Raw genomic sequence first — 22,618 nt, forward strand, 5'->3', positions numbered from 1 at the left:
GGAGCGATGAAAGCATGCTGCTGCATAAGGGGGAAGTGTTATTCCGCCAAGGGGAGAGCGGACCGCTGTACCATGTTCGAAGCGGATTGTTCAAGATTGTTCGTACGCATGAGGACGGCAATCCGATTCTCGTTAACATTATCGTACCGGATGAGATCATTCCGCATCATTCCTTAATCAGCCCAATGCCTTACCACGGTACTGCCGTGGCGCTCGTGGCCAGCGAAGTAACGGTGATGGATTCGAGGGAGTGGTACGATGAGCTTGATCGCGATGCAGGCAAGTGCAGAGAGATCGCGCTGCTGCTTCAAGGCAAGCTGCGCATGATGCAGCAGCGGATCGATCAATTAACGCAGGTGACGCCAGCGGTCAAGCTGCTCAAGCTGCAGCAATGGTTCGGAAGCTACATCGGCCCCGCTCCGCTAACGGATGTGCTGACGCAGGACGAGATTGGCCAGCTGATCGGCTTGCGGAGAGAAACAGTGAATCGGTTGCTTCGCGCTCAGGCTTCTAAGGTAAGGCTGCCGGAAGGGCCGAAGAACTCATAATGAATATCCGCCGCGGGAACGCCCCATTCGGTCAATAGGCTATTGACCGTCCGCATGAACGGAATAGGTCCGCAGAAGTAGAAGGCGGAGTCCGGCGTAGGGACGGCCGATTTCAGCCACTCCAAGTCGATATAGCCTTCTTTGTCGAAAGCTTGCTCCGCAACATCTTGTTGCGTCGGTTGTCCATAGATGAAGGAAACATTCAGTTGCGGATGCTTCTCGGCAAGCGAAGCAACTTCATTTTTCCATGCATGCTCATGGCCGCTGCGTACGGCATGAATGAATGTAACCTGCCGCTGCGGCTGCCGTTCCAATGCTGCAAGCAGCATGCTGAGCATCGGCGTAATGCCGACCCCGCCGCTTAGGAGCACGAGCGGGCGATCATCGCTCCTATCCAGGGTGAAGTCTCCGGCGGGAGCGGACAACCAGAGCGTTTCCCCTTGCTGCAATGAATGGTGCAGATAGACTGAAGCGATGCCGGCTGCGCGATCCTCTTCCGTATCCTCACGCTTGATGGATATGCGGTAATAAGGCTTGCCGGGCGCATCGGATAGACTATATTGACGGATTTGCGTATAAGTCTCGCCTGGAATGTCCAGCTTCAAGCTGACATATTGCCCCGGCTCATAGCTAGCAAGAGAGCCTCCATCCTGCGGTACCAAGTAGAAGGAGGTAATGACGCTGCTCTCCTCCACTTTGCGTTCGACTGTGAATGCCCGCCAGCCATCCCAGCCGCCGGATTGGCTTCTAGCCTCCTCATACATCTCTGCTTCCACACTGATGAACACATCGGCGATGACGCCATAGGCTTCGGCCCATGCTTGAAGAATGTCGTCCGTCGCCGCATCGCCCAGAACTTCCTTGATTGCCGATAGCAGATGGGTACCGACGATCGGATAATGCTCCGGCTTCACGCCGAGACTGCGGTGTTTATGAGCGATCTGCTTAACGGCGGGCAGGATGTCCGGCAGCCGGTCGATATGCTTCGCCGCGGCGTATACCGCATTGGCAAGCGCGGTCTGTTGCCTGCCTTGCTTCTGGTTGGCGTGGTTGAAAATGTTGAGCAGCTCGGGATGGCTCTCGAACAGCATCTGGTAGAAGCGCTTCGTGATCGTCACGCCGTGTACCTCCAGCACGGGTACCGTAGATTTGATGATCGCTATCGATTTATCGCTTAACATGAATAAATCCCTCCAATTGGCTTGACTGCTTGGGTGTTTGATATTTATAGCTCAAGTATACGCAACAGGGAGGGAGGGGATATGTGATTGAACACACAGCAAAATGCAACGATTTGTGACGGGAATGAAGATGGGCTCAGCTAGACCGAATCCCGGTTCTCAAGGTAAAGCTTCAACTGCTCCAAATCGTCAAACTCCGCTATAGGCACGGATTGCGCCTTTATTAGGCTGAGAAGGCGATTATCGAGCAGCGTTATCGCTTCGCGCAATTCCGCCAAACGATCCGCTGCCAGCAGCTCCGGCAGGTCTGGAAACCCCGCTTGGACGTAGATGTTTTGATAGTCCGCAGCAGGGATAATGGAGGCTGGCCAGTACCCTTTTTCAGCAAAATAAAGGAACCGTGCAATCTCGTCCTGTACGCCCGCTGACCAGAAGAAAGCCGTCGTATAATCGTTGTTCTCGCAAGCCGTCAGCAGCTTATCGAAAACCCCTTTGATTTCTTCGTAAAAGCCTTTCATACGACCCGGATAGTCAGGACCATTCATATATAGCTCCTTCCGCTCTGTTAGCAGTCCAACCGTGTCATGAACAAGCTGTCGGCATGCCTCCTGTATGACCTCGCCAACGGAAGTATGCATAAGGGCATTCATCCGTTCATCCAGTTTTCTCGGCCGCAGTTTGAACAATGCGATTTGCTCTGCGTTTTTGCCCCAGCCCTTCGTGAAATAGGTACCGTTAAGCAGCGCCAGACTGTAGAGCACATGAGTCAGAACGCCATGACCCTCTGTGCGGTAGCAGGTCAGGCTGCGGGCATGATCATCGGCAAGCAAGGACATATTGTATAAATGAACGTAAGCATCGCGCAGATGGTTCTCGGCTTTCTCGATGAGCGCCAGTCCTTGCTTGCCCGTATCTGCGATTCGCTCTCGGAGCTGCTCGAAGCGGGCTAGATCGGCGTCCGATCGAACGTACAATAGCTTGCAGTCGGCGATGATCGATGTATTCGGCTCTTCGAATGACGCCATTCGCTCCGCGCGTTCCCAGCTAATCGGCCAGAAGTCGAAGCTGATGCCGTTGCAGATGAACGGGATGCTGGCACGGAAGCCGTCCGGCGTCGCTGGAATGAAGAAGAAATCCAGATCGGAGCGGGCCGTTGCCGTTCCTTGCGCGTAAGAGCCGTAATAAGCGACGAGCGCTACGTCTTCCTGGAAGCGGGATCGTATATGGTTAATGAGCGTTTGGGCGACTTCGAATACGTTCTTCATCGCAATCGCGCCTCCTTGTTTTTGTAGTAAGCATCATAGCCAGTATACTAGAGAGCGGTGTCGGGCAATCGGTACTAAATGATTTAAAGAATATAATCAAGGAGCGTTCATAACACATGGTTCGGCAAAAGAAGCAGCAATCATGCATGAGTACATGTAGTGGTTGATGCGACGTCAGGGGAGTTAATTGCACTGTCGAAACTTCTTTATGATCGTTAGATGGAATTTCTCCAGTTATTTTCAGACATTCCCTTGAAAATGAGGGAAAGGTGCTTATTAACGAGAGCTTTTCCCGTTATCCATCTGTCAGGCGCCATTCACGACAAAATAACGGGAGTTTTTCCAGTTATCCATCTTCAGGCGCAAAGAAAGACCTGCGGCCGGCAGGTCTTTCTCGTTCAAAAGCTATCCGTCCGCTACTCCAAGCAGCGAGCTTGAAGCTCGGCGCGTTTATCGGCGGTAAGGCCGAACTGCTGCTCGAGGAAGCTGTCCGTGTCGCCGTACTTCGCATCGATCGCTCCGAATACGGCTTCCATGAATTCGCGGCGAAGCTGAAACATCGCCTTCATGCGCTCCATCTGCTCTTCATCCAGAAGCTCGGCAAGCTGCTCTTTCATCTTCTCGTTCATCGAGACAAGCGTGACGTTCGAAATCAGATAGTCTTCGATAATCGTCTCGCGATCGACGCCGAGCGCAAGCAGAATGAACGCGCTGCCGATGCCGGTGCGGTCGCGTCCTGCAGCGCAATGATGCAGAAGACCGAGACTGTCCGGCTCTTGCAGGAGCGACATCAGCTTCTTGAAGGAAGCGTTGTCGATGGCCATCTGCACGTACATGTCGGCGAACGTCTCAACCGACATGTTGCGGAATAAATCGGACTTCAGCATCTCGCGAATATCGCCTGTATTATGCGGTTGGTTCATTGCCGGGATGCGGACATTGGCGATATTCTCGAAGGCCGGATCGGGCTTAAGCTCGGCTTCCTTGTCGTCGCGGTAGTCGAACACGGTCTTAATGCCAAGCGAAGCGAACAGCTCTCGGTCGCTCTCCGTCATGCCTGTCAGCTCGGCCGAGCGGAAGAGCATGCCGCGCTTCACCTTGCGTCCGCCGGCAGCCGCATAGCCGCCCATATCGCGGAAATTGAGCACGCCATGGAAAGGCAATACTCTCGTATTGGAATGGTTAAGATGTTGCGTTGTCATTGTCATCTTCTCGTTCAAGCTCCCTTCACTAACGCACGCTCGATTATTTACATAAAATAACTGGTACGCAACTAGAATACAAGTTGAATGTTAACTTGGAATTAGGAAGATGCGAATCTTTTGTAAAGGACAAGGATTGTTAATTTGTGGTTGACATCGATTTCATCGGGTGGTAAAGTGACAATTAGATTTTATTCGAGAGGAGGGTTACGTTACATGCGGAAATATATGAGAGCATTTGCAGCTGGAATCATGATTCATCGTTTCAACATGAATAACGTAATCCATCCGCGCGTCGTTTCCCTGTAACAAGGGAGTTTACCCGTCATAAGGGGCGCAGGGTTACGTTACCGTAACTTTGCGCCTTTTCGTTTGCCGCGTGTGCATGAAGCAGCGGTCTGCTCGCAGACTGACCAACCTAGCATGCATGCGGCAGGAAGAAGCGTGTCGTTGCGGCGGCGCGCTTCTTTTGTTTTTTTAACAGGGATGAATGTAGCAGGGATGGATAGCGGAAGGTGTGGTAGAGAAGTATGTTTATTGTACTCAAAAAGTTAAAATGGTTTTTCGGCATGAATTGGAAGCGGTATGCGCTCGCGATTACGCTCCTCGTGCTTACAGGATTCATCGATGTTATTCCGCCGTGGCTGATCGGTTATACGATTGACGGCATTCATCAAGGAATGCTTGGCGAAGCGGACTTTCAGCTCATTGTCGTAAGCTGGATCGCCTTGACGGTCATCGGATATGTCATTACATATGTATGGCACTATCAGTTGTTCGGCGGCGCGTTCGTACTGGAGCGGCTGCTTCGGTCAAGGCTGATGCGGCATTTTCTGCGAATGACGCCGACGTTCTTCGAACGCAACCGTACGGGCGATCTGATGGCCCGTTCGACCAATGACCTCGGCGCGGTTGCGACAACGGCGGGGTTCGGCATCTTGACGCTTGTAGACTCGACGCTGTTCATGATTACGATTCTGATCGTCATGGCCGGTCTGATTAGCGTGAAGCTGACGCTGGCATCGCTCTTGCCGCTGCCTCTTATGGCGCTGGCGATGAGCTACTTCGGCAAAAAGATTCACGAGCGCTTCATGGACGCGCAGGACGCTTTCGGCGATCTGAACGACCAAGTGCTGGAGTCCGTAGCGGGCGTTCGCGTCATCCGCGCATTCGTGCAGGAGGAAGCAAGCGAAGCGCGGTTCAAGGCGAAGACGAAGGAAGTACTCGGCAAAAACATCGCGGTCGCCAAGATCGACGCTTTGTTCGAGCCCACGATGAAGATTCTCGTCGGAACGAGTTACTTGATCGGGCTTTGTTACGGCGGATACCTCGTATTCCATAACGAAATTACGCTTGGCGAGCTCGTCTCGTTCAACGTATTCCTCGGCATGCTGATCTGGCCGATGTTCGCGATCGGCGAGCTGATCAACATTATGCAGCGCGGCAACGCCTCGCTCGACCGAGTCAATGAGACGCTCGGCTATAAGCCGGACGTACCCGAAGCGGATGCGCCGGTGGCGGTAGAAGAGCCGCAGGGGCTGCAGTTCCAAGACGTAACGTTTCGTTACCCGTCGTCGACCGTCGATAATTTGATCGACGTGTCGTTCATGCTTCGTCAAGGCCAGACGCTCGGCATCGTCGGAAGGACCGGCAGCGGCAAGACGACGCTGCTGAAGCAGCTGCTCCGCGAATATCCGCTCGGCTACGGCGATATTACGATCTCGGGCGCTTCGATCGGTCATCTGCGCACGCAGGAATGGCTCCGCTGGATCGGCTACGTGCCGCAGCAGCCGATCTTGTTCTCGAAGACGGTGAAGGAAAATATTATGTTCGGGAAGACCGATGCGACGGATGAAGATATGCAGCGCGCGCTGGAACGGGCTTCGTTCGCGAAGGACATTCAGTTCCTTCCGGACGGTCTCCAGACGATGGTCGGCGAGAAGGGCGTTGCGCTGTCCGGCGGGCAGAAGCAGCGGGTCAGCATCGCAAGGGCGCTTATCGCCAATCCGGAAATATTGCTGCTTGACGATGCTTTGTCCGCGGTAGACGCAAAGACGGAAGCGGAGATCATTGAGGGCATCCGTACGGAGCGCGTCGGCAAGACGACGCTGATTACGACGCACCGTCTGTCCGCCGTACAGCATGCGGATTGGATCATCGTCCTCGACGAGGGGCGAATCGTGCAGGAGGGCACGCATGAGCAACTTCTGGAGAGGGGCGGCTGGTATCGCGAGCAATATGATCGCCAGCAGCTGGAAGCTTTTATAGAAGAGTAACGAATGTAATGATTAAGGGGCGTGAAGGACAATGAAACAGACAACGGGCAAGAGGTTGTTTCAATACGCCATGCTTTATAAGAAACCGATTCTGCTCGCTCTTCTTCTGCTGGTGCTAGCCGTCAGCGCGGAGCTTGCGGGACCGTTTATCGCGAAGCGAATGATTGACCAGAACATTCTCGGCATCGAGAAGAAGTGGCATGAGGTTTCGGCGGAGCAGCCGTACGCGGTGCATTATAAAGACAAATGGTATAAGCGCGAGGACCACTTCGCCGCAGATGAGCGGAAGGGCGCAGAGGTTCGCGTGCTGCAGGCGGCACGCCAGTTCTACTGGCTGGAAGTGCCGCTGAAGTTCGAAGGCGGCAAGCGCGTCGTCACGGACGGCACGATGACGGTTACGAGCAAGGACACGGGCGAGCAAGCGGCGTATCCGGTGACGAGACTATCGTCGTCGGAGTTGTACGGCTTCTACAAGCCGGAGTTTCCGGGCTTGCTGACGATGGCGGCGCTGTACTTCGGCTTGCTGCTGCTCGTAGCGGTGTTCACTTACGGACAGCGGCTAATGCTGCAAACGTCGGCGAACAAGATCGTCCGCCGGATGCGGAACGATATCTTCGCGCACACGCAGCGGCTGCCGGTTAACTATTACGACAATTTATCGGCGGGTCAGGTCGTCTCGCGGATCACGAACGATACCGAGGCGATTCGCGAGCTGTACGTCGCGGTACTGGCGAACTTTTTTACGGGCATTATCTATATGGCGGCGATCTACGGAGCATTGTTCCTGCTCGACGCGAGGCTGGCGCTGATCGCGCTGCCGCTGGTGCCGATTCTCATCGTATGGATTATCGTCTACCGGAAATTCGCGGCCCGTTATAACCGCATCATCCGCACGAAACTGAGCGAAATCAACGGGATGCTGAACGAGTCGATTCAAGGGATGCCGATTATTCAGGCGTTCCGCCGCCAAGAGGAAACGAGCAAGGAATTCGAGTCGCTCAACGAGCATTATTACAAGTATCAGAATAAACTGCTGAGTCTTAATTCGATTACGTCCCATAATCTTGTCAATGTCGTGCGGAACCTGCTGTTCCTTATCGTCATCTGGTTATTCTGGGGCGATTGGTTCGGCACGGCGGTATCGGTAGGGGTACTCTACGCCTTCGTCGATTACATGAACCGAATGTTCGCTCCGATCGTCGGTATCGTGAATCAGCTCTCGAACCTGGAGACGGCGCGTGTATCGGCGGAGCGGGTGTTCATGCTCATGGATGAGGAAGGCATCGACGTCGTGCCGGGCACGATGGAGCGTTACAAAGGCGATGTGCAATTCGAACGCGTATCGTTCGCCTACAAGAAGGACGAATACGTGCTTAAGAACATTAATTTCCACGCGAAGCAAGGGGAGACGGTAGCGCTAGTCGGTCATACCGGCTCGGGCAAAAGCTCGATCCTGAACTTGTTGTTCCGCTTCTACGATATCAACGAAGGACGTATCGTCGTCGACGGCACGGAAGTCCGCGATATTCCGAAGCAGCTGCTGCGCCAGCATATGGGCATCGTGCTGCAGGATCCGTTCCTGTTCACCGGAACGATCGCTTCGAACGTCAGCCTGGATAACCCGGCGATCAGCAGGGAGAAGATCGAGCAGTCGCTGCGCGATGTCGGCGCATACGACATGTTCAGCGCTCTGCCGGGCGGCATTGATGCGCCGGTCATCGAGAAGGGCAGCACGCTGTCGGCCGGCCAGCGGCAGTTGATCTCGTTCGCGCGGGCGCTTGCTTACGACCCGGCGATCCTGATTCTGGACGAGGCGACCGCGAGCATCGATACGGAAACCGAGGCAATCATTCAGGAGGCGCTCGATGTGCTCAAGAAGGGGCGCACGACGTTCGTCATTGCCCACCGGCTGTCGACGATTCGTGCGGCCGATCAGATTCTCGTGCTGGACCGCGGCGAGATCGTCGAGCGCGGCAACCACGAGCAGTTGATGGAGCATCGCGGCAAGTACTACGCGATGTACCAGCTGCAGCAGGGCGGCGCGACGCAGCCGGCGTAAGCTTAAGCCGGCATCAATTAGCGTGACTCCGTGTGAACAAAGTCATTCGACGCAGAAGTCACCTCACGCCAGCTTTACTAGTGAGGGGCTCATGAATGTGTGAGTGTAATCCCGCTAATTAGCGGTCTTGTTGGCTCTTTGCAAGGTTTAGTGAGGTGAAGCTCATTAGCCGTGGAGCTAGCTTCATGGGCAGTGAGCTTTGCCTCATTATTTGGCCGGGTACGAGCCATGTGGCCGCACCAAAGTGAGGTTTGGTTCATATAAAGCGAGTTTCTCCTCATACGATTCGAAGAAAGAAGGCTAGCTATCCCTAGGGACGGCTAGCCTTCTTTCTTACCACAATAGAATTTATAAGTTTCTTAGGATATCGGATATGCAAATTCTATTTGGCGATAAAAACTTCTTTGCTTCCGAAGCGGGTTTGCTACGCAAACTTGTAGGTCGCTCATCCTCGAAGTACTACGATAGGAGTTTTTCTCATATAAGGAGGTGGTTTTTAGGTTTTGAAGCGTCCGAACGTTTCGTTCAACGTGGTCGCCAGGTTGCGAAGCTGCTCGGATGAGCTTGCGACCTCTTGCATCGAGGCAAGCTGCTCTTCTGAAGCGGCGGCTACGCGCTGCGCGTTGCCTGCCGATGCAGCTGCAATGCCTTCGAGCTGGTCAAGCGAAGCGGCGATTTGCAAGAATCAATGTTAGAAAAGTGTTCAAGAGAGCACCGGTCCGGACATTCAGCGAACTTTCAGTCTGCTTTAAAGGGCAATTAAGGAAACGGGGGTATGCTGGTTCTGTAATAACAAAAACGATTGAGAGGCGGAACAACGTATGCTGAAATCGAAGGCTATAGCGGCAGGAGCCATTGCGCTTACTTTAACACTTGGAGGCGGCGTATTATGGAGCAGTCAATACGTTAACGCAGCAACCTCGGCCAACACGACTCAGACCGATCAAAACGATACCGAAAAAGCAAACGACGGCACGACAATGAAGAAGGGCAAAGGCGGACGACTCGGGCATGGCTTCGGAAAAATACACGAGCAGCTTCAAACCTACCTGGGTCTGGATGAAGCGGCATTGCAGACGCAGCTAAAGACGAGTACGCTTAGCGAAATCGCGGTCGCGCAGGGCAAGACACGCGAAGAGCTGAAGGCTAAGCTGGTCGAATGGCTGAAGGCGGAAGAGGCCAGCGCGCCGGCGCCGACTGCCGATACCGACGAGCAGAGCGATGGACAAGCCGCACGGACGAAGCCGGACGCGACTGAGCTGGCAGAGAAGCTGCTCGATGCCAAGGGCGGCGAGCAAGGATTCGGAAAGCATGGCCGAGGCGGGATGGGCTTTGGAGTCGGACTCGAGTCGGTGGCTGAAGCGCTCGGGATAGGCTCGGACGAGCTTAAAGAAGCGATGGCGGACGGGAAGACGATTGCGGCCCTTGCCGCGGAGAAAGGCGTTGCCGTACAAACGGTTATCGACGCGCAAGTAATCGCAGTGAAGGCAAAGCTGGCCGAGAAGCTGGCCGCGGGAGAACTGACGCAGGAACAATACGATGCGAAGCTGGCCAAAGCTGCCGAGCATGCCGCAAAGCTCGTAAACGGCGAGCTGCCGGATCGTGCCCAAGGCGGAGGCAAAGGCCCGCGCGGCGAGCGTCCTAACGAGGAGGCTGCAGCGGCAAGCGGTTCATCCGAAACGAGCGCCTAGAACGATCGAATGTCAGTACAGGAGACTTATCCTGTGCTGCCATTCGTCGTTATTGCAGCAGTGCTGACGGCGAGCAGCTCTTCGAACTGATGCGCCGGAAGCGGTCTGCTGAACAGATAGCCTTGCAGTTCATCGCACTTCAGCTCCTTGCAAAATCGGGATTCGTCATCGGTCTCGACGCCCTCTGCCACGACCCTCATGTTCATGCTGTGCACGAGCTCGATAATGGCCCGGACGATGGACGATTTTTTCTCATCGGTCGTAATGCCCTGAATGAAGGAACGGTCGAGCTTCACGTCGGAGATCGGCAGCCGCTGCAACTGGTTCAGTGTAGAATAGCCGGTACCGAAATCGTCCATCGATATTTGGATGCCGAGCTTGCGCAAATAGAGAATCGTCTCGATGACTTGCTCCATATCGCGCATGAAGACGCCCTCCGTTATTTCAATGCTGACGTATTCGGGCGGGAGTCCCGTGTCCTCCAGCGCGGATGCGATCATCTCGATTAAGTTTCCTTGGAAGAAGTGTCTGCCCGATATGTTGACCGATACGCATATCGGCTGCAAGCCCGCATCCTGCCACGCTTTGTTCTGCCTGCAAGCTTCTCGGAACACCCATTTGTCGATTTCCAATATGAAGCCTGCCTGCTCGGCAAGCGGAATGAACTTATCGGGCGGTACGAGGCCAAGCTCCGGATGCAGCCATCTAATAAGAGCCTCGATACCGCATAGCTGTCCTGTCGTTGCGTTCATTTTCGGTTGATAGTGAAGGGAAAACTGGTTCGTTTGCAACGCGTTATATAGTCCGTTTTCCAATCGCATCTTCTCCGTCATGGCCGTGGCGAGCTTCGGTTCATAGAAACGGTGGCAGCCGTCGCCTTCCTCTTTGGCGCTGTACATCGCAATGTCCGCGTTGCTTATAACGGTATCGATATCTTCCCCGTCGAGCGGATATACGCTAATGCCGATACTGATCGTTAAGTAAAGCGGCATGCCCTCTAAATCGAAGGGTTCGGCGAATGCCTTCCCGACAAGCTGCGCCGAAGCATGCACCTCGGATAAGTCGGAGTAAGTACCGACGAAGACGAATTCATCGCCCCCTAAGCGAAATACGTCGAAGCTAGTCCCTACATCGGCGAAGCGGCTGGCGGCTAGCTTCAGAAGCATATCCCCGGTCGCATGGCCGAGCGTGTCGTTCACTTGCTTGAAACGGTTGATATCGGCGAACATAATGGCAATCTTGTGATCGTCTGCCGAAGGCATCGCAATCATATCTTGAATATGCTTGGCGAAGTGAAGCCGATTCGGCAAGCATGTCAGTTGATCATAATAGGCGAGGCGGTGAAGCTTCTCCTCCGATTGCTGAAGCATGTACGCCTGGGCTTGCAGCCGTTCGCTGTTCTTTTGCGCTTCGCCGAACATGAGGACGAGATTATTGGCCATTTGCTTGAAGTTGGCGGTCAAGGCGCGAATCTCGGAAATGCTGCTGGCCGGCCATTCGATTGCTCCGTCCTGCTTAAGCCGGGCAGGCAGATTATTCGTCGATACGGCTAACTGCTTCAAGCTTCTGCCAAGCCACAGGTTAATAAAGTACGCAGCCAGGACGGCCAATAAAGCGAATGTGATGAGGTAGATGAAATGCGTAACGTATTTATTGAATAAGTAATACTGGTAGTTATTTATCGGAATATCGATGTTAATCATAAAATCGGTGTTATTGATCGGCGAGGCATATGCGAACTTGCCGTCATGCCAGCTCGAGATATGAAGCGGAAGCTCGTTATGAATCGGAACGATTAATCGAAGGCTGTTGCTGATAATGATCGATTTATTCATTCGATGCTTAGAAGCAGTGTTATCCTGACCGATGTGATTCTCATTCGTAGCGGCAACGGCATTGGCGTTCCCATCCGAGATTACGATGGTAAATAAATCGGATGCATGCTTGGCAATCAGCGATTTGAGCAATACAGACTTCACATCTGTGTTGCTTCCGTCTAATCGGAACGCGCTTTCCATATACTCTCTTCCGATCATCGAGGCGACGTTAGCCGACAACTGCTCGGCATGGCGGCTCGCTTCCTTGAACGAGCCCGTGCTGCTAATGTGGATATTTAACAGGAACGGTAAAATAACGCAAACGATGGAGAAGTGAAGCATAACGCTGCGGAATGAGCTCGACTTTCTCCGCGCGCGAACGATGCCGGACCATTTTGGAAGCGGTAAATAATGCAGCGCGATGTCGGCTAGCAGCGCGTTCAGGAGACCATTAATAGCAATGATAGAAGTGACGAGCATAAGGTCGCTTCCCGTGGAGGTATAATGGCCCAAATGCGTGAAATAGGTTAACGGGGCGGCTAGGATCAGCCAGAAGGCGGCGGCGCAGACGAATAGGCGATTGCGGTATTTGCGAAGGAGTAGACCGACAACGGCAATCTCCAGCAAGCCGATGTAATCAAATAGAGAATGATTCAAGAGCAGCGCCGCAATCGTATGCACCGCCGCGGCGGCAAGCAATCCGGCCCAATAACCGAATAAGCGAAGTCCGATCAGCAGGAATACGCTTGTGAAGGAGAACGTTATGCCGTACAAAAACGGATAGTCGAGTTTCTCGCTTAAGAGGGCGAGAAGCGTGCATAGCAGAAAGGACAGGGCGATGATCCGACGATTTTGCTTCGGTTGCTGTTCAGTTCTCAATTCGGGCCTCCCGGGTTACATAGCAATGGTACGATTAAGGGCGGTCAAGAAAATAAAAAAAGGTGCCAAAGGCACCCTTCTGCAGTCACGAATCGTTAGGGTAACCCGGCGATCATGGCGTATATACGCTGTAGACCCGTAGCTTTGCGTCCTATACTTTCGTATAGTTTGCCCTTTGCCTGATAGGCTTTTCACCTAATATTCGACAATTTATTTTATTATCCTTCTTTTTTTGCGCGAAATAGAAAACGAGACTTGCAAGGGCAAAAAGCAAATCGGACAATTCCTGAATTCGTTCATGATAAGTTCATAGTGGATGCGTTGCATTTCGCCACCCGCTTTGATATAGTTCGATTATCGAATAGTTCTACAATTGAATTAGTTTGTCCGAGCGGTTGGCATATAAAACAGAAGGAGGATCCGAAACTCGAATGGATCACAACCTACTACAAAACATTATACATCGCTACGAGGCGGCCAACTTCCTGGTTAACCGTCGGTTAAACGCCATGATCCGAGAGCTTATGCCGGAGGAACTGACGATCGACCAGTTCGCTACGCTGCGTTATTTGCACAGTCAAGGCCGAAGCACCTCCTCGGAGCTGGCCGATATTTTCTGCGTGGGCAAAAGCTCGATAACGGCGATTATTAATCGCCTGTTCGACAAGAAGCTGATTTATCGATTGCCTGACGAGAAGGATCGCAGAGTCACTTATTTGGCGTTAACCGGGGAGGGGAAGCAACTCTACGACGAGATGGATGCGAAGGTATATGAGCTGCTCGTAAAGTATATAAGTCCGTTCGATGAACAGGAAGCGATGACGTTTATCGAGACGTTCGAGAAGCTGGCGCGCGAGCTGGGAAAACCGGAATAGGCGCATGAGGCGCATTAGCGAAGGGAGAGCAGAGAGATAATGAGAGTCATACTGAAGCTGAAGTGGCTAGTGCTAGCGTTATGGATTGCTGCTGTGGCGGGGCTGATGATCAGTGCGCCGAACATGGCGGAACTTGTTCGCACGAAAGGGCAGATCGGCGTGCCGGACGGCTACTCTTCGCAGATCGCCAGCAATTTCTTGAAGGAAGTAGGCGGCGAAGAAGGCGCTAGCGGCATGGCGACCGTGCTCGTCTTCCATAAGGGAGGCGGCTTATCGGACGGCGATCTCGCTGAAGTGAAGCGCGGCGTCGAAAAGCTGAAGGCCGAGGGCGAGACGATCGGCGTGATGTCGGTTACGACCCACTTCGATACGCCGGAGCTGAAGTCGCAGATGGTATCCGAGGACGGCAGCACGATTCTCGCGCTCGTGAATGTGGAGGCGGGCGACCGGGAACTGGTCGAGCTGAAGGACGGTCTGTATGAAGCGCTGTCCGGCAACGGCATCGAACATTACTATACGGGCAATTGGATTATTTCCGAGGATGTCGTACAGAGCTCGGAGGAAGGGCTTAAGAAGACGGAGCTCATTACGGTTGGATTCATTCTTGTCATCCTGTTCATCGTCTTCCGTTCGGCGGTCGCACCGATTGTGCCGTTGCTGGCTGTTGGCTTTACGTATCTCATATCGCAGTCGATCGTTGCTTTCCTCGTGAAGTACGCGGACTTTCCGCTTTCGAACTTTACTCAGATCTTCCTCGTTGCGGTATTGTTCGGCATAGGTACGGACTATTGCATTCTGCTTATTAGCCGCTTCAAGGAGGAGCTTGCGCATCGCGGCGATATGACCGAGGCGATCGTGCATACGTACCGCACGGCGGGAAGAACGGTACTCTTCTCCGGGCTGGCCGTACTGGTCGGCTTCGCTTCGATTGGGTTCTCGACGTTCATGCTGTATCGCTCGGCGGTTGCGGTTGCCGTTGGCGTAGCGGTACTGCTCGTTGCGCTGTTCACCATCGTGCCGTTCTTCATGGCGGTGCTGGGCAAAGCGCTGTACTGGCCGGCCAAAGGCTCGCTCGAGCATAAGCCGAGCAAGCTGTGGGGCGCCGTCGGCAGCTTCTCGCTGAAGAAGCCGGTGTGGGCGCTTGTCATATTGGCGGTACTCGTCGTACCGTTTCTTACGGCTTACAAAGGCTCCATCTCGTTCAACTCGCTTGACGAGATTGGCGACAAATACGATTCGGTTAAGGCATTCAACCTTATTGCGGAAGGGTTCGGACCGGGCGAATCGCTGCCGACGACTGTCGTCGTGAAGGCCGATAAGCCGCTCGATACGCCGGAGGGTCTGGCGGCGTTGGAGCAAGCTAGCCGTGAGCTCGCGAAGACCGAGGGCGTAAAGGCGGTACGCAGCGCCACGCGGCCGACGGGCGAGGCGATGGAGCAATTCCTCGTTGCCGATCAAGTAGGCACGCTTGAGGACGGCCTTGGACAGAGCGGAGAAGGGCTTGGGAAGATCGGCAGCGGCTTGTCCGAAGCGAGCAGCGCGCTCAGCGCGAATGCGCCGAAGCTGACCGAAGCGGCCGAAGGTGCAGGCCAGCTCGCCGATGGCACGAACGAGCTGAAGACGGGCGTCGAGCAGCTCGGAGCGGGCTTGCGCCGGATCGAGCAAGGGCTGCTGGACGGCTCGGCCGGAGCGAAGGAGCTGACCGCCGGGCTTGAGCAGGCGCATGCCAGCGCGGTTCAATTGGCTGCTGCGAGCAAGGAGCTTGCGGACAGCTATGAGAAGCTTGGCGGCGGTCTCGGTCAATTGACCGGCGCCTATAGCGCAGTCGCCGCCGAGCAGGCGAAGCTGGCGGAAGGTATGGCCGGCGTGCAGCAAGGCTTAAGCGGCCTGACGGAGAACTATCCTGGGCTCGCGGAAGACGCCGCATTCCAGGAAGCGCTTGGCGCGCTCGGCCAGTTGCAGCAAGGCGCAGCCGGCATTGGCGCGCAGCTATCGCAGATGAACGCGCAGCTCGGCGCGATCCATGACGGCATGAAGCAAGCGAACGCAGGTTTCACGCAAGCATCGGAAGGCCAATCGGCGCTTGCTGGCGGGCTTGAGCAACTGGCAACCGGCATTGCCGAGCTGCAGAAGGGCATTGCGCAGGCAGCCGACGGCCAAGGGCAGATCGTCTCCAAGCTGCCGGGCGTGACGCAAGGTCTCGGACAGTTGACGGAAGGGCAGAAGGAGCTGCAATCGGGCTTCGCTGCGCTGGGCGATCAACTTGGCGAGTTAACAAACGGTCTCGACGATAGCGTTAGCGGGCTTACGCAAGTAACGGACGGCCTCGAATCGGCTGGCGGTTACTTGAACGGACTGGCTGATTCGCCGAATAAGCAAATGACGGGCTGGTATATACCTGAAGAAGCCATTGCGAACGAGGAGTTCCAGACAGCTCTTAATGCGTATATGTCGGAGGATCGCCAAACGGCGAAGTTTGACGTGGTCTTCCGTACGAATCCTTACGAGGAAGACACGATGGCGGAAGTTCCTAGCCTTGAAGCTGCCGTGGAGCGTGCGCTGCAAGGTACGGCATATAGCGGCGCCGAGGTTGCGATCGGCGGCGTGACGAGCATGAACCATGACCTGAGCAATATATCGTCCGACGATTATTCGAAGACGGTTATCCTCATGCTGATCGGCATTGCGATTATTCTGATCGTTCTGTTCCGCTCGATCATCATGCCGCTGTATATGATCGCATCGCTGCTCGTCACCTTCTATACATCGATGGCGATTACGGAAGTCATATTCGTCCGCATACTCGGTTATTCGGGCATTAGCTGGGCAGTGCCGTTCTTCGGCTTCGTCATGCTGGTTGCCCTCGGCATCGACTACAGTATTTTCTTATTGGATCGGTTCAAGGAGTATCGTCATCTGTCTCCTTCCGAGGCCATACTTGAAGCGATGAAAAATATGGGCACCGTCATTATGTCGGCTGCCGTTATTCTCGGCGGTACGTTCGCGGCCATGCTTCCATCGGGAGTCATGTCGCTGCTGCAGATTGGAACCATCGTCTTATGCGGATTGTTCCTGTATGCGATGGTCATGCTGCCGCTGTTCATACCGGTTATGGTTCGTATGTTCGGCCCGGCCAACTGGTGGCCGTTCATGGGACAGGGGCGCGATGCCGGCCAAGTGTACGCAATAGTTACGGATGAGACTAAAACAGCGTCAGATCCGTTCTAACGGATACGAATGAGACTTCTGACTTCTTGAACTTTCATCCTTATTCACAAAACTCTACAGAGGCAACACAAAAATAAAAATCTCGTCCCCAAGACCGTATGAACTGTGCCCCGCAAGATGGACGCTTTGAAAAAAGTGCACACCTTGCGGTTTTTTTGTGTTTTAATCAACTCACAGAGGATGAGAAGCGCCAGTTCGCTCAGGGTGAGCATGGGAAGGTTCTGCTTACCGACATTACTTACATGCGTTACGGTATCGGGAAGAATGTCCTGAGCTTTTGCTGTACAATCAAGAAAATTGTAGATTCGCCGATAATAGCCTTTAATCATAATCAACAGCTTAAACGGCGTCAACAGGAAGCGGAACGACGACCTAAGTTGACATCTCGGAGGAGGAAGGCTCATGCATAAGGTATTGATTGTAGATGATGAGATTTTTGTGCGTAAAGGTTTAATCAATCTAATCGATTGGTCGTCGCTGCAATTCGAGATTTGCGGCGAAGCGGAGAACGGGCTTGCGGCGTTGAATCTGATCCAACTGCTAACCCCGGATCTTGTCATTGTTGATATACGAATGCCCGTGCTTGACGGTCTGGAGCTGATCCGACGGGTGACCGCGTTGGGAGAGCACCAACCGATATTTGTCATTTTAAGCGGGTACCCTGATTTCTCTTATGCGCAGCAAGCCTTCCGCTACAATGTGTCCGATTATATTCTGAAGCCGGTTGATGAGAAGGAGCTTACAGCTACCTTAAAAAGAATAGCGAATATCATGAATCAAAGACAACTCTTATCGATGACAAGGGAAAAGCCGCTTGTCGAAATCATAATGGAAAGCTTGGTTCAGGCCGAGCCAGACGACCAGGTGATGACGCAAATTGCGCATACGCTTGAGCTTCCTCTCTTCGCCCCTTATACCTATGTCATCGTAGAATTCCAAGATGAGCTTGCTCATAGGGAAATCGACTATTTGCTCCCGTTGCAAACGGTGCTCCAGCGGTATTTCCATCTCGAGAGACAACCTCTTCTCATTCATGCTCGCGATTACAATCAATACGGCTTTATCGTGCCCCCGTCGCGGCCAAACGGACAAATCGACGATACTGAGCGGATGGACTACAGGAAGCTGCTTCAAAGATTGGAGAATAATCTTTCAACGAAAATAGCGTTGTTTATCGGTCATACGGTCGAACATTTGAAAAAGATCGTTCATTCCCGCACGAGTGCAGACGAATGTTTGAATTATCGTTTTGCCGCAGGCTTTAACGGCTTATTTATGGCTAAGGAGCTGTTAGACATGTCCTTATATTATTTTGATGTAGATGAAGAACTGCACAGCAAGCTGATCTATGAGGTTGAAGCCAATCGAGACGAAGGGTATAGCAACGCTATCGATGCGATTTTCAAAGCCTTTCAGGAGCGATATTTCGCTCCCGGAGCAGTTGCGAATACCGTTAGGCGAAGCATGATTGCCACAATCAATATTATCCGACAACTGGAAGGCACTGAGAAAAATCTAGCATGGTTCGAGGAGCTGCTCAATTGGCAGAGGAAATACCGTAATCTGAACCAGCTAAAGCATGTCTTCAAAAATTTCATAGAGGAAGCTGCAGCGTATATCGCGGAAAAACGAGGAGAAAAAGGCGAAGGAAACATTGAAAAAGTGAAAAAATATATCGATGGCCACTTCAGGGAAAACATCTATCTGAAGGGCATTGCTGCCGAGTTCCATATGAACCCGATCTATCTTGGGCAGCTGTTCCGCAAAAATTACGGTGCGTACTTTAATGAATACCTGCTTTCGCTTCGCGTCGAGGAGGCGAAGCGTCTGCTTCGGCAAACGAAAAAACGCGTCTACGAAATCGCCGAGCAAGTAGGCTTTCAAAATGCGGATTACTTTGCCACCCAGTTTGAGAAGCTGGAGAAAATGACGCCGACAGATTATCGCAATAAGATGATCGATCAAAAATAAGGAGGTCCGTCGTGCTCAACTTTCGATTGCACCATCTGAAGCTCCGAAGCAAGCTGATCCTCATCTATTTCATATGCGTGTTCATACCGATCGTGCTGACTAACGCGATATTCTATCATGTGACAACCATTAACATCAAGAACCAGAAGACGGCCGATGCGGAACAAGCGATTACCTTATTGCAATCCGAATTAAGGGCCCTTATTGACGATGCTGCAGGCATTTCCTATTTATATTCGATCGACAATCAGCTGAGCGATCTTCTGAATAGCGACCATACCTCATACGATCGCTATATAGAATCGCTAAGCGGCGTATCGAGTCTGTTCAATCGCGCTGACAAGGAGTACAAAACCATCAGCTCCGTTACGATCATGAGCGACAACCCGGCGATCCTAACCTCCAGTCATATTATCAAGCTCGAGGATGAAATGCGGGAAACCAACTGGTATCGCCAAAGCGCAAATTACAATAATACTTATCCGCATCTGTATGTGTCATCCGACAGCATCAGCGTTATTCAGAGGCTGTCGGATCGCCGATACGATTCTTATGAAAATGTGATCAAAATCGACTTGAATGAAAATTACATAACGCAAATTTTCGATTTATCCGGCTTTGAAGGCGATATTTACTTGCTGGATCCTTCCGATCAGGCGCGTTACGGCCGTCTGGCAAGCGGTCAGCCAAGCGAGCGGATCACGGCTGATCGGACGCTCGGACTTGATGAAATCCCGAAGCCGAATAAGGCAATCGTTATCAGCAAGCAATATCAGGCTAATCGTTATCTGGGGGACTGGAAACTGTACGGAGTTCTAGACGAAGAGAAAATCTTGTATGATGTCAGACAATCCGGTCGATTTATCCTTTGGTTTGCAGGGGTTAACTTCCTTGTGCCTACAATCGTAATTTTAATGTTCTCCCGCTCGATCCATACGCGCATTCAAGCTATTCTGAAGCGTATGAAATCTGTAAAAAGCAAACATTTTGAACGGATTCCCTACACTCGGGAACGGGATGAAATAGGCGAACTAGCCGTGGAATACAATCGGATGAGCACTCGGATCGAAAACTTGATCAATGACGTGTATGTTTCCGAGATCCAAAAGAAAGAACTGGAACTGCGACAAAGACAAGCCCAGCTATACGCGCTCCATAGTCAAATCAACCCGCATTTTTTATTCAATGCGCTTGAAACCATTCGGATGCGAAGTCTAATGAAAGGCGAATCCCAGACGGCCAAGACGATTCAGAACATGGCCAAAATTTTCCGAAAGTCGATTCTATGGAAGCGAAGCTTCGTTACGATCCGCGAGGAATTGGAGCTGATCGAGTGCTTCCTGGAAATTCAAAAGTATCGTTTCGACAGCAAGCTGGAGTATCATATCGAGGTCGATCAATCCATTATGGATATTGAAATTCCGAAGATGGCATTTTTGCCATTCGTGGAAAATGCGAGTATCCACGGCATCGAGAATATACCCGGCATTGGATATATTACGATTCAGATCGCGAAAGAACAGGAACAGATCATCTTTATCGTCTCGGATAACGGCGTGGGCATCGATCAAGCGAAAATCGATGAACTTCACCGCTATTTTCACGAGGATGCCGACATGGGCGATTCCATAGGCATGAAAAATGTCATTACTCGTTTAAATATATACTACGGAGATTCGTTCAGCTTCGCAATTTCGAGCGATCTTAATAAAGGAGCACGGATTACGCTTCGTTTGCCGATTATACATAAAGTATAAATCCGCTAAACAAGTTCTCAACTATTCAAAGACCGATCTAAGGTTTGCTATATAACAATTTCTTGCTGCTTATCTTAAACTGAAAGTGCTTACATCACTTGGGAAATAGAAAGGGGAAGGGATTTGGAAATGCGTAAAAAAAATTGGCTGCAAACCAGCCTGGCATTGCTAACGGCTGTAGCACTCCTCCTTACAGGCTGCTCGTCGAATAATGACGAAGGAGGGAACACAACCAAGACGAACACCAGCAGCGAGACCGACGGAAAGACCGGAGAAGTCAGTAAAGACCCAGTCACCTTCAGTTACTTCGGATTCGGAACGAATAACGACGTACTGGCAAGCGAAACAACGATCGGCAAAGTCCTCCAACAACAAACAGGCGTCGATTGGAAAATGGAGTATGTCATCGGCGATCCGAGCACCAAGGCCGGCGTTATGATTGCCGGCGGCGAATATCCGGATGTCATATCGCCAGTGAGCGAACTTGCGAAGCTCTTGGATGCAGAAGCGTTGATCCCGCTCAATGATCTGATCGAGCAGCATGGTCCTAACATCAAGCGCGTGTATGGCGATTATATGGACAAGATCACGCATGAAGACGGGAACATCTATATCCTGCCTTTCACGGCCAACATCGGCGGCTACTTGACGGAACCGGATGCAAGCAGCAGCATCTGGATTCAACGCAGAGTGCTGAAGGAATTCGGCTACCCTGAGGTGAAGACGCTTGATCAATATTTTGATCTGATCGAGCAATATCAAGCCAAGTATCCGAAAGTCGACGGAAAAGATACGATCGGGTATGCTACATTCGCAGGCGAGCCTGGTCAATTCTACACGATCACGAATGCTCCTATGCATCTTGCCGGATATCCGAACGACGGCAACGTCATGGTTGACCTGGAGACGCATGAAGCTAAGCTGTACCAGGGAACGGATTACGAGAAAAAATGGCTGCAAAAGCTGAATGAAATGCACGTTAAAGGCTTGTTCGATCCGGAGAGCTTCACAGCTAACGGAGACCAGTTCATGGCTAAGCTGACTTCCGGCCGCGTGCTCGGATTCAGCGGCTACATCTGGCAGATCGGTAATGCGATCAACAACCTGAAGGCAGCCGGTAATGACGATCTGCGTTATGTATCGCTTCCGATCGTATTCGACGAGAATACGACAGATGCTTACATGGACCCTCCTTCCTTCGTCAACAACCGCGGCCTCGGCATCAGCGTAAGCGCCAAGGATCCGGTTCGCATCATTCAATACTGGGATAACCTGCTGACCGACGAGAACCAGAAGCTTGTCCAGTGGGGCGAAGAAGGCGTCACCTACTCTGTGAACGAAGAAGGGCGTTTCGTCATGAACGAAGAGCAATTGAAGAATCGCAACGATAACGACTTCAAACGCAAGTACGGCTTTGCTTACTTCGATTATGAGTGGCCGCGTTACGGCAACAACTCCGTGTACGAGGACGGCAATGCGCATATGCCATTCAGCCAGCCGGAAGTAGCAGACGTCAACTATACAGATGGCGACCGCGCACTGCTTGAAGCTTACGGCATCAACACATTCTCCGGTTTCTTCGCGAAGCCTGTTGAAAGACCATGGTACCCGGCTTGGAGTATTGAGAAGGCGCAAGGTTCTCCTGAAGATATCTTCAACCAGAAAGCAGGAGATCTTCAGCAGAAGTACTTCCCGAAACTGGTACTCTCCGAAGGGAAGTTCGAATCCGTATGGAACGAGTATCTCGAGGAATTCAACAAATTGGATGCCGCAGGCTTCGAAGCATTCATGACCGCCAAGGTGAAGGATCGCGTCGCAGGAAAATGGTAAGACACAGCTTCTGAATAGTCATGTAAACAACCCGGGAAA

14 protein-coding genes and 1 riboswitch are annotated in these 22,618 nt (G+C 52.4%); of the genes, 9 read left to right on the top strand and 5 right to left on the bottom strand.

What is annotated here, in order from left to right; genetic code table 11:
* The first annotated feature begins 14 nt into the window (after positions 1–14).
* Complete coding sequence (locus J2T14_RS19840) at positions 15–548, top strand: Crp/Fnr family transcriptional regulator (protein WP_307473508.1); 534 nt, start codon at positions 15–17, stop codon at positions 546–548.
* Here the strand turns inward: J2T14_RS19840 and hmpA are convergent.
* From hmpA to J2T14_RS19855, 3 genes are all read right to left on the bottom strand, one after another.
* A complete protein-coding gene (gene hmpA, locus J2T14_RS19845) occupies positions 503–1,771 on the bottom strand; it encodes an NO-inducible flavohemoprotein (protein WP_307473853.1) in 1,269 nt (422 codons plus the stop codon). The two genes, J2T14_RS19840 and hmpA, sit on opposite strands and share 46 nt — an antisense overlap.
* A 98-nt stretch (positions 1,772–1,869) precedes the next feature.
* Positions 1,870–2,994, bottom strand: a complete 1,125-nt coding sequence (locus tag J2T14_RS19850; protein ID WP_307473510.1) for a nucleotidyltransferase domain-containing protein — start codon at positions 2,992–2,994, stop codon at positions 1,870–1,872.
* A gap of 416 nt (positions 2,995–3,410) precedes the next feature.
* Complete coding sequence (locus tag J2T14_RS19855; RefSeq protein ID WP_307473512.1) at positions 3,411–4,196, bottom strand: tyrosine-protein phosphatase; 786 nt, start codon at positions 4,194–4,196, stop codon at positions 3,411–3,413.
* A gap of 530 nt (positions 4,197–4,726) precedes the next feature.
* On the opposite strand from J2T14_RS19855, the gene J2T14_RS19860 reads away from it, so the two are divergent.
* Both J2T14_RS19860 and J2T14_RS19865 read left to right on the top strand, forming a co-directional pair.
* Positions 4,727–6,472 (top strand): ABC transporter ATP-binding protein, encoded by a 1,746-nt coding sequence (locus J2T14_RS19860; protein ID WP_307473514.1) that lies wholly within the window; start codon positions 4,727–4,729, stop codon positions 6,470–6,472.
* A gap of 31 nt (positions 6,473–6,503) precedes the next feature.
* Entirely contained in the window at positions 6,504–8,531 is a 2,028-nt protein-coding gene (locus J2T14_RS19865; protein ID WP_307473516.1) for an ABC transporter ATP-binding protein, read from the top strand.
* A gap of 496 nt (positions 8,532–9,027) precedes the next feature.
* Here the strand turns inward: J2T14_RS19865 and J2T14_RS19870 are convergent, their stop codons facing one another.
* Positions 9,028–9,213, bottom strand: a complete 186-nt coding sequence (locus J2T14_RS19870; protein WP_307473518.1) for a hypothetical protein — start codon at positions 9,211–9,213, stop codon at positions 9,028–9,030.
* Between the two features lie 139 nt (positions 9,214–9,352).
* On the opposite strand from J2T14_RS19870, the gene J2T14_RS19875 reads away from it, so the two are divergent.
* Positions 9,353–10,222 carry a hypothetical protein gene (locus J2T14_RS19875; RefSeq protein ID WP_307473520.1) on the top strand — a complete coding sequence of 290 codons (870 nt, stop codon included), beginning with the start codon at positions 9,353–9,355 and terminating at the stop codon, positions 10,220–10,222.
* A 26-nt stretch (positions 10,223–10,248) separates the two neighbouring features.
* On the opposite strand, the gene J2T14_RS19880 is transcribed toward J2T14_RS19875, so the two are convergent.
* Entirely contained in the window at positions 10,249–12,918 is a 2,670-nt protein-coding gene (locus J2T14_RS19880) for an EAL domain-containing protein (RefSeq protein WP_307473522.1), read from the bottom strand.
* A gap of 96 nt (positions 12,919–13,014) precedes the next feature.
* Positions 13,015–13,101, bottom strand: a riboswitch (cyclic di-GMP riboswitch).
* 248 nt (positions 13,102–13,349) lie between these two features.
* On the opposite strand from J2T14_RS19880, the gene J2T14_RS19885 reads away from it, so the two are divergent.
* The 5 genes from J2T14_RS19885 (at position 13,350) to J2T14_RS19905 (ending at position 22,579) form a co-directional block, all read left to right on the top strand.
* Positions 13,350–13,793, top strand: a complete 444-nt coding sequence (locus tag J2T14_RS19885; RefSeq protein WP_307473524.1) for a MarR family winged helix-turn-helix transcriptional regulator — start codon at positions 13,350–13,352, stop codon at positions 13,791–13,793.
* 39 nt (positions 13,794–13,832) lie between these two features.
* Positions 13,833–17,021: an MMPL family transporter gene (locus J2T14_RS19890; RefSeq protein ID WP_307473526.1), complete on the top strand. Its 3,189-nt coding sequence runs from the start codon at positions 13,833–13,835 to the stop codon at positions 17,019–17,021.
* A 402-nt stretch (positions 17,022–17,423) separates the two neighbouring features.
* On the top strand, positions 17,424–18,992 hold the full coding sequence (locus tag J2T14_RS19895) for a response regulator (protein ID WP_307473528.1): 1,569 nt from the start codon (positions 17,424–17,426) through the stop codon (positions 18,990–18,992).
* 11 nt (positions 18,993–19,003) lie between these two features.
* Positions 19,004–20,749, top strand: coding sequence for a sensor histidine kinase (locus tag J2T14_RS19900; protein ID WP_307473530.1), 1,746 nt, complete (start codon positions 19,004–19,006; stop codon positions 20,747–20,749).
* Positions 20,750–20,878: 129 nt separating this feature from the next.
* Positions 20,879–22,579 carry an ABC transporter substrate-binding protein gene (locus tag J2T14_RS19905; RefSeq protein WP_307473532.1) on the top strand — a complete coding sequence of 567 codons (1,701 nt, stop codon included), beginning with the start codon at positions 20,879–20,881 and terminating at the stop codon, positions 22,577–22,579.
* The last annotated feature ends 39 nt before the right edge of the window (positions 22,580–22,618 follow it).

This window comes from Paenibacillus harenae (assembly GCF_030812415.1).
GTDB classification, from domain to species: domain Bacteria; phylum Bacillota; class Bacilli; order Paenibacillales; family Paenibacillaceae; genus Pristimantibacillus; species Pristimantibacillus harenae_A.

Bases quoted from the DNA above. Each gene is read 5' to 3' on its own strand.
- J2T14_RS19895 (WP_307473528.1), top strand. From the start codon at position 17,424: ATGCATAAGGTATTGATTGTAGATGATGAGATTTTTGTGCGTAAAGGT.
- J2T14_RS19890 (WP_307473526.1), top strand. From the start codon at position 13,833: ATGAGAGTCATACTGAAGCTGAAGTGGCTAGTGCTAGCGTTATGGATT.
- J2T14_RS19840 (WP_307473508.1), top strand. From the start codon at position 15: ATGCTGCTGCATAAGGGGGAAGTGTTATTCCGCCAAGGGGAGAGCGGA.
- J2T14_RS19860 (WP_307473514.1), top strand. From the start codon at position 4,727: ATGTTTATTGTACTCAAAAAGTTAAAATGGTTTTTCGGCATGAATTGG.
- J2T14_RS19885 (WP_307473524.1), top strand. From the start codon at position 13,350: ATGGATCACAACCTACTACAAAACATTATACATCGCTACGAGGCGGCC.
- J2T14_RS19865 (WP_307473516.1), top strand. From the start codon at position 6,504: ATGAAACAGACAACGGGCAAGAGGTTGTTTCAATACGCCATGCTTTAT.
- J2T14_RS19850 (WP_307473510.1), bottom strand. From the start codon at position 2,994: ATGAAGAACGTATTCGAAGTCGCCCAAACGCTCATTAACCATATACGA.
- J2T14_RS19875 (WP_307473520.1), top strand. From the start codon at position 9,353: ATGCTGAAATCGAAGGCTATAGCGGCAGGAGCCATTGCGCTTACTTTA.
- J2T14_RS19855 (WP_307473512.1), bottom strand. From the start codon at position 4,196: ATGACAACGCAACATCTTAACCATTCCAATACGAGAGTATTGCCTTTC.
- J2T14_RS19905 (WP_307473532.1), top strand. From the start codon at position 20,879: ATGCGTAAAAAAAATTGGCTGCAAACCAGCCTGGCATTGCTAACGGCT.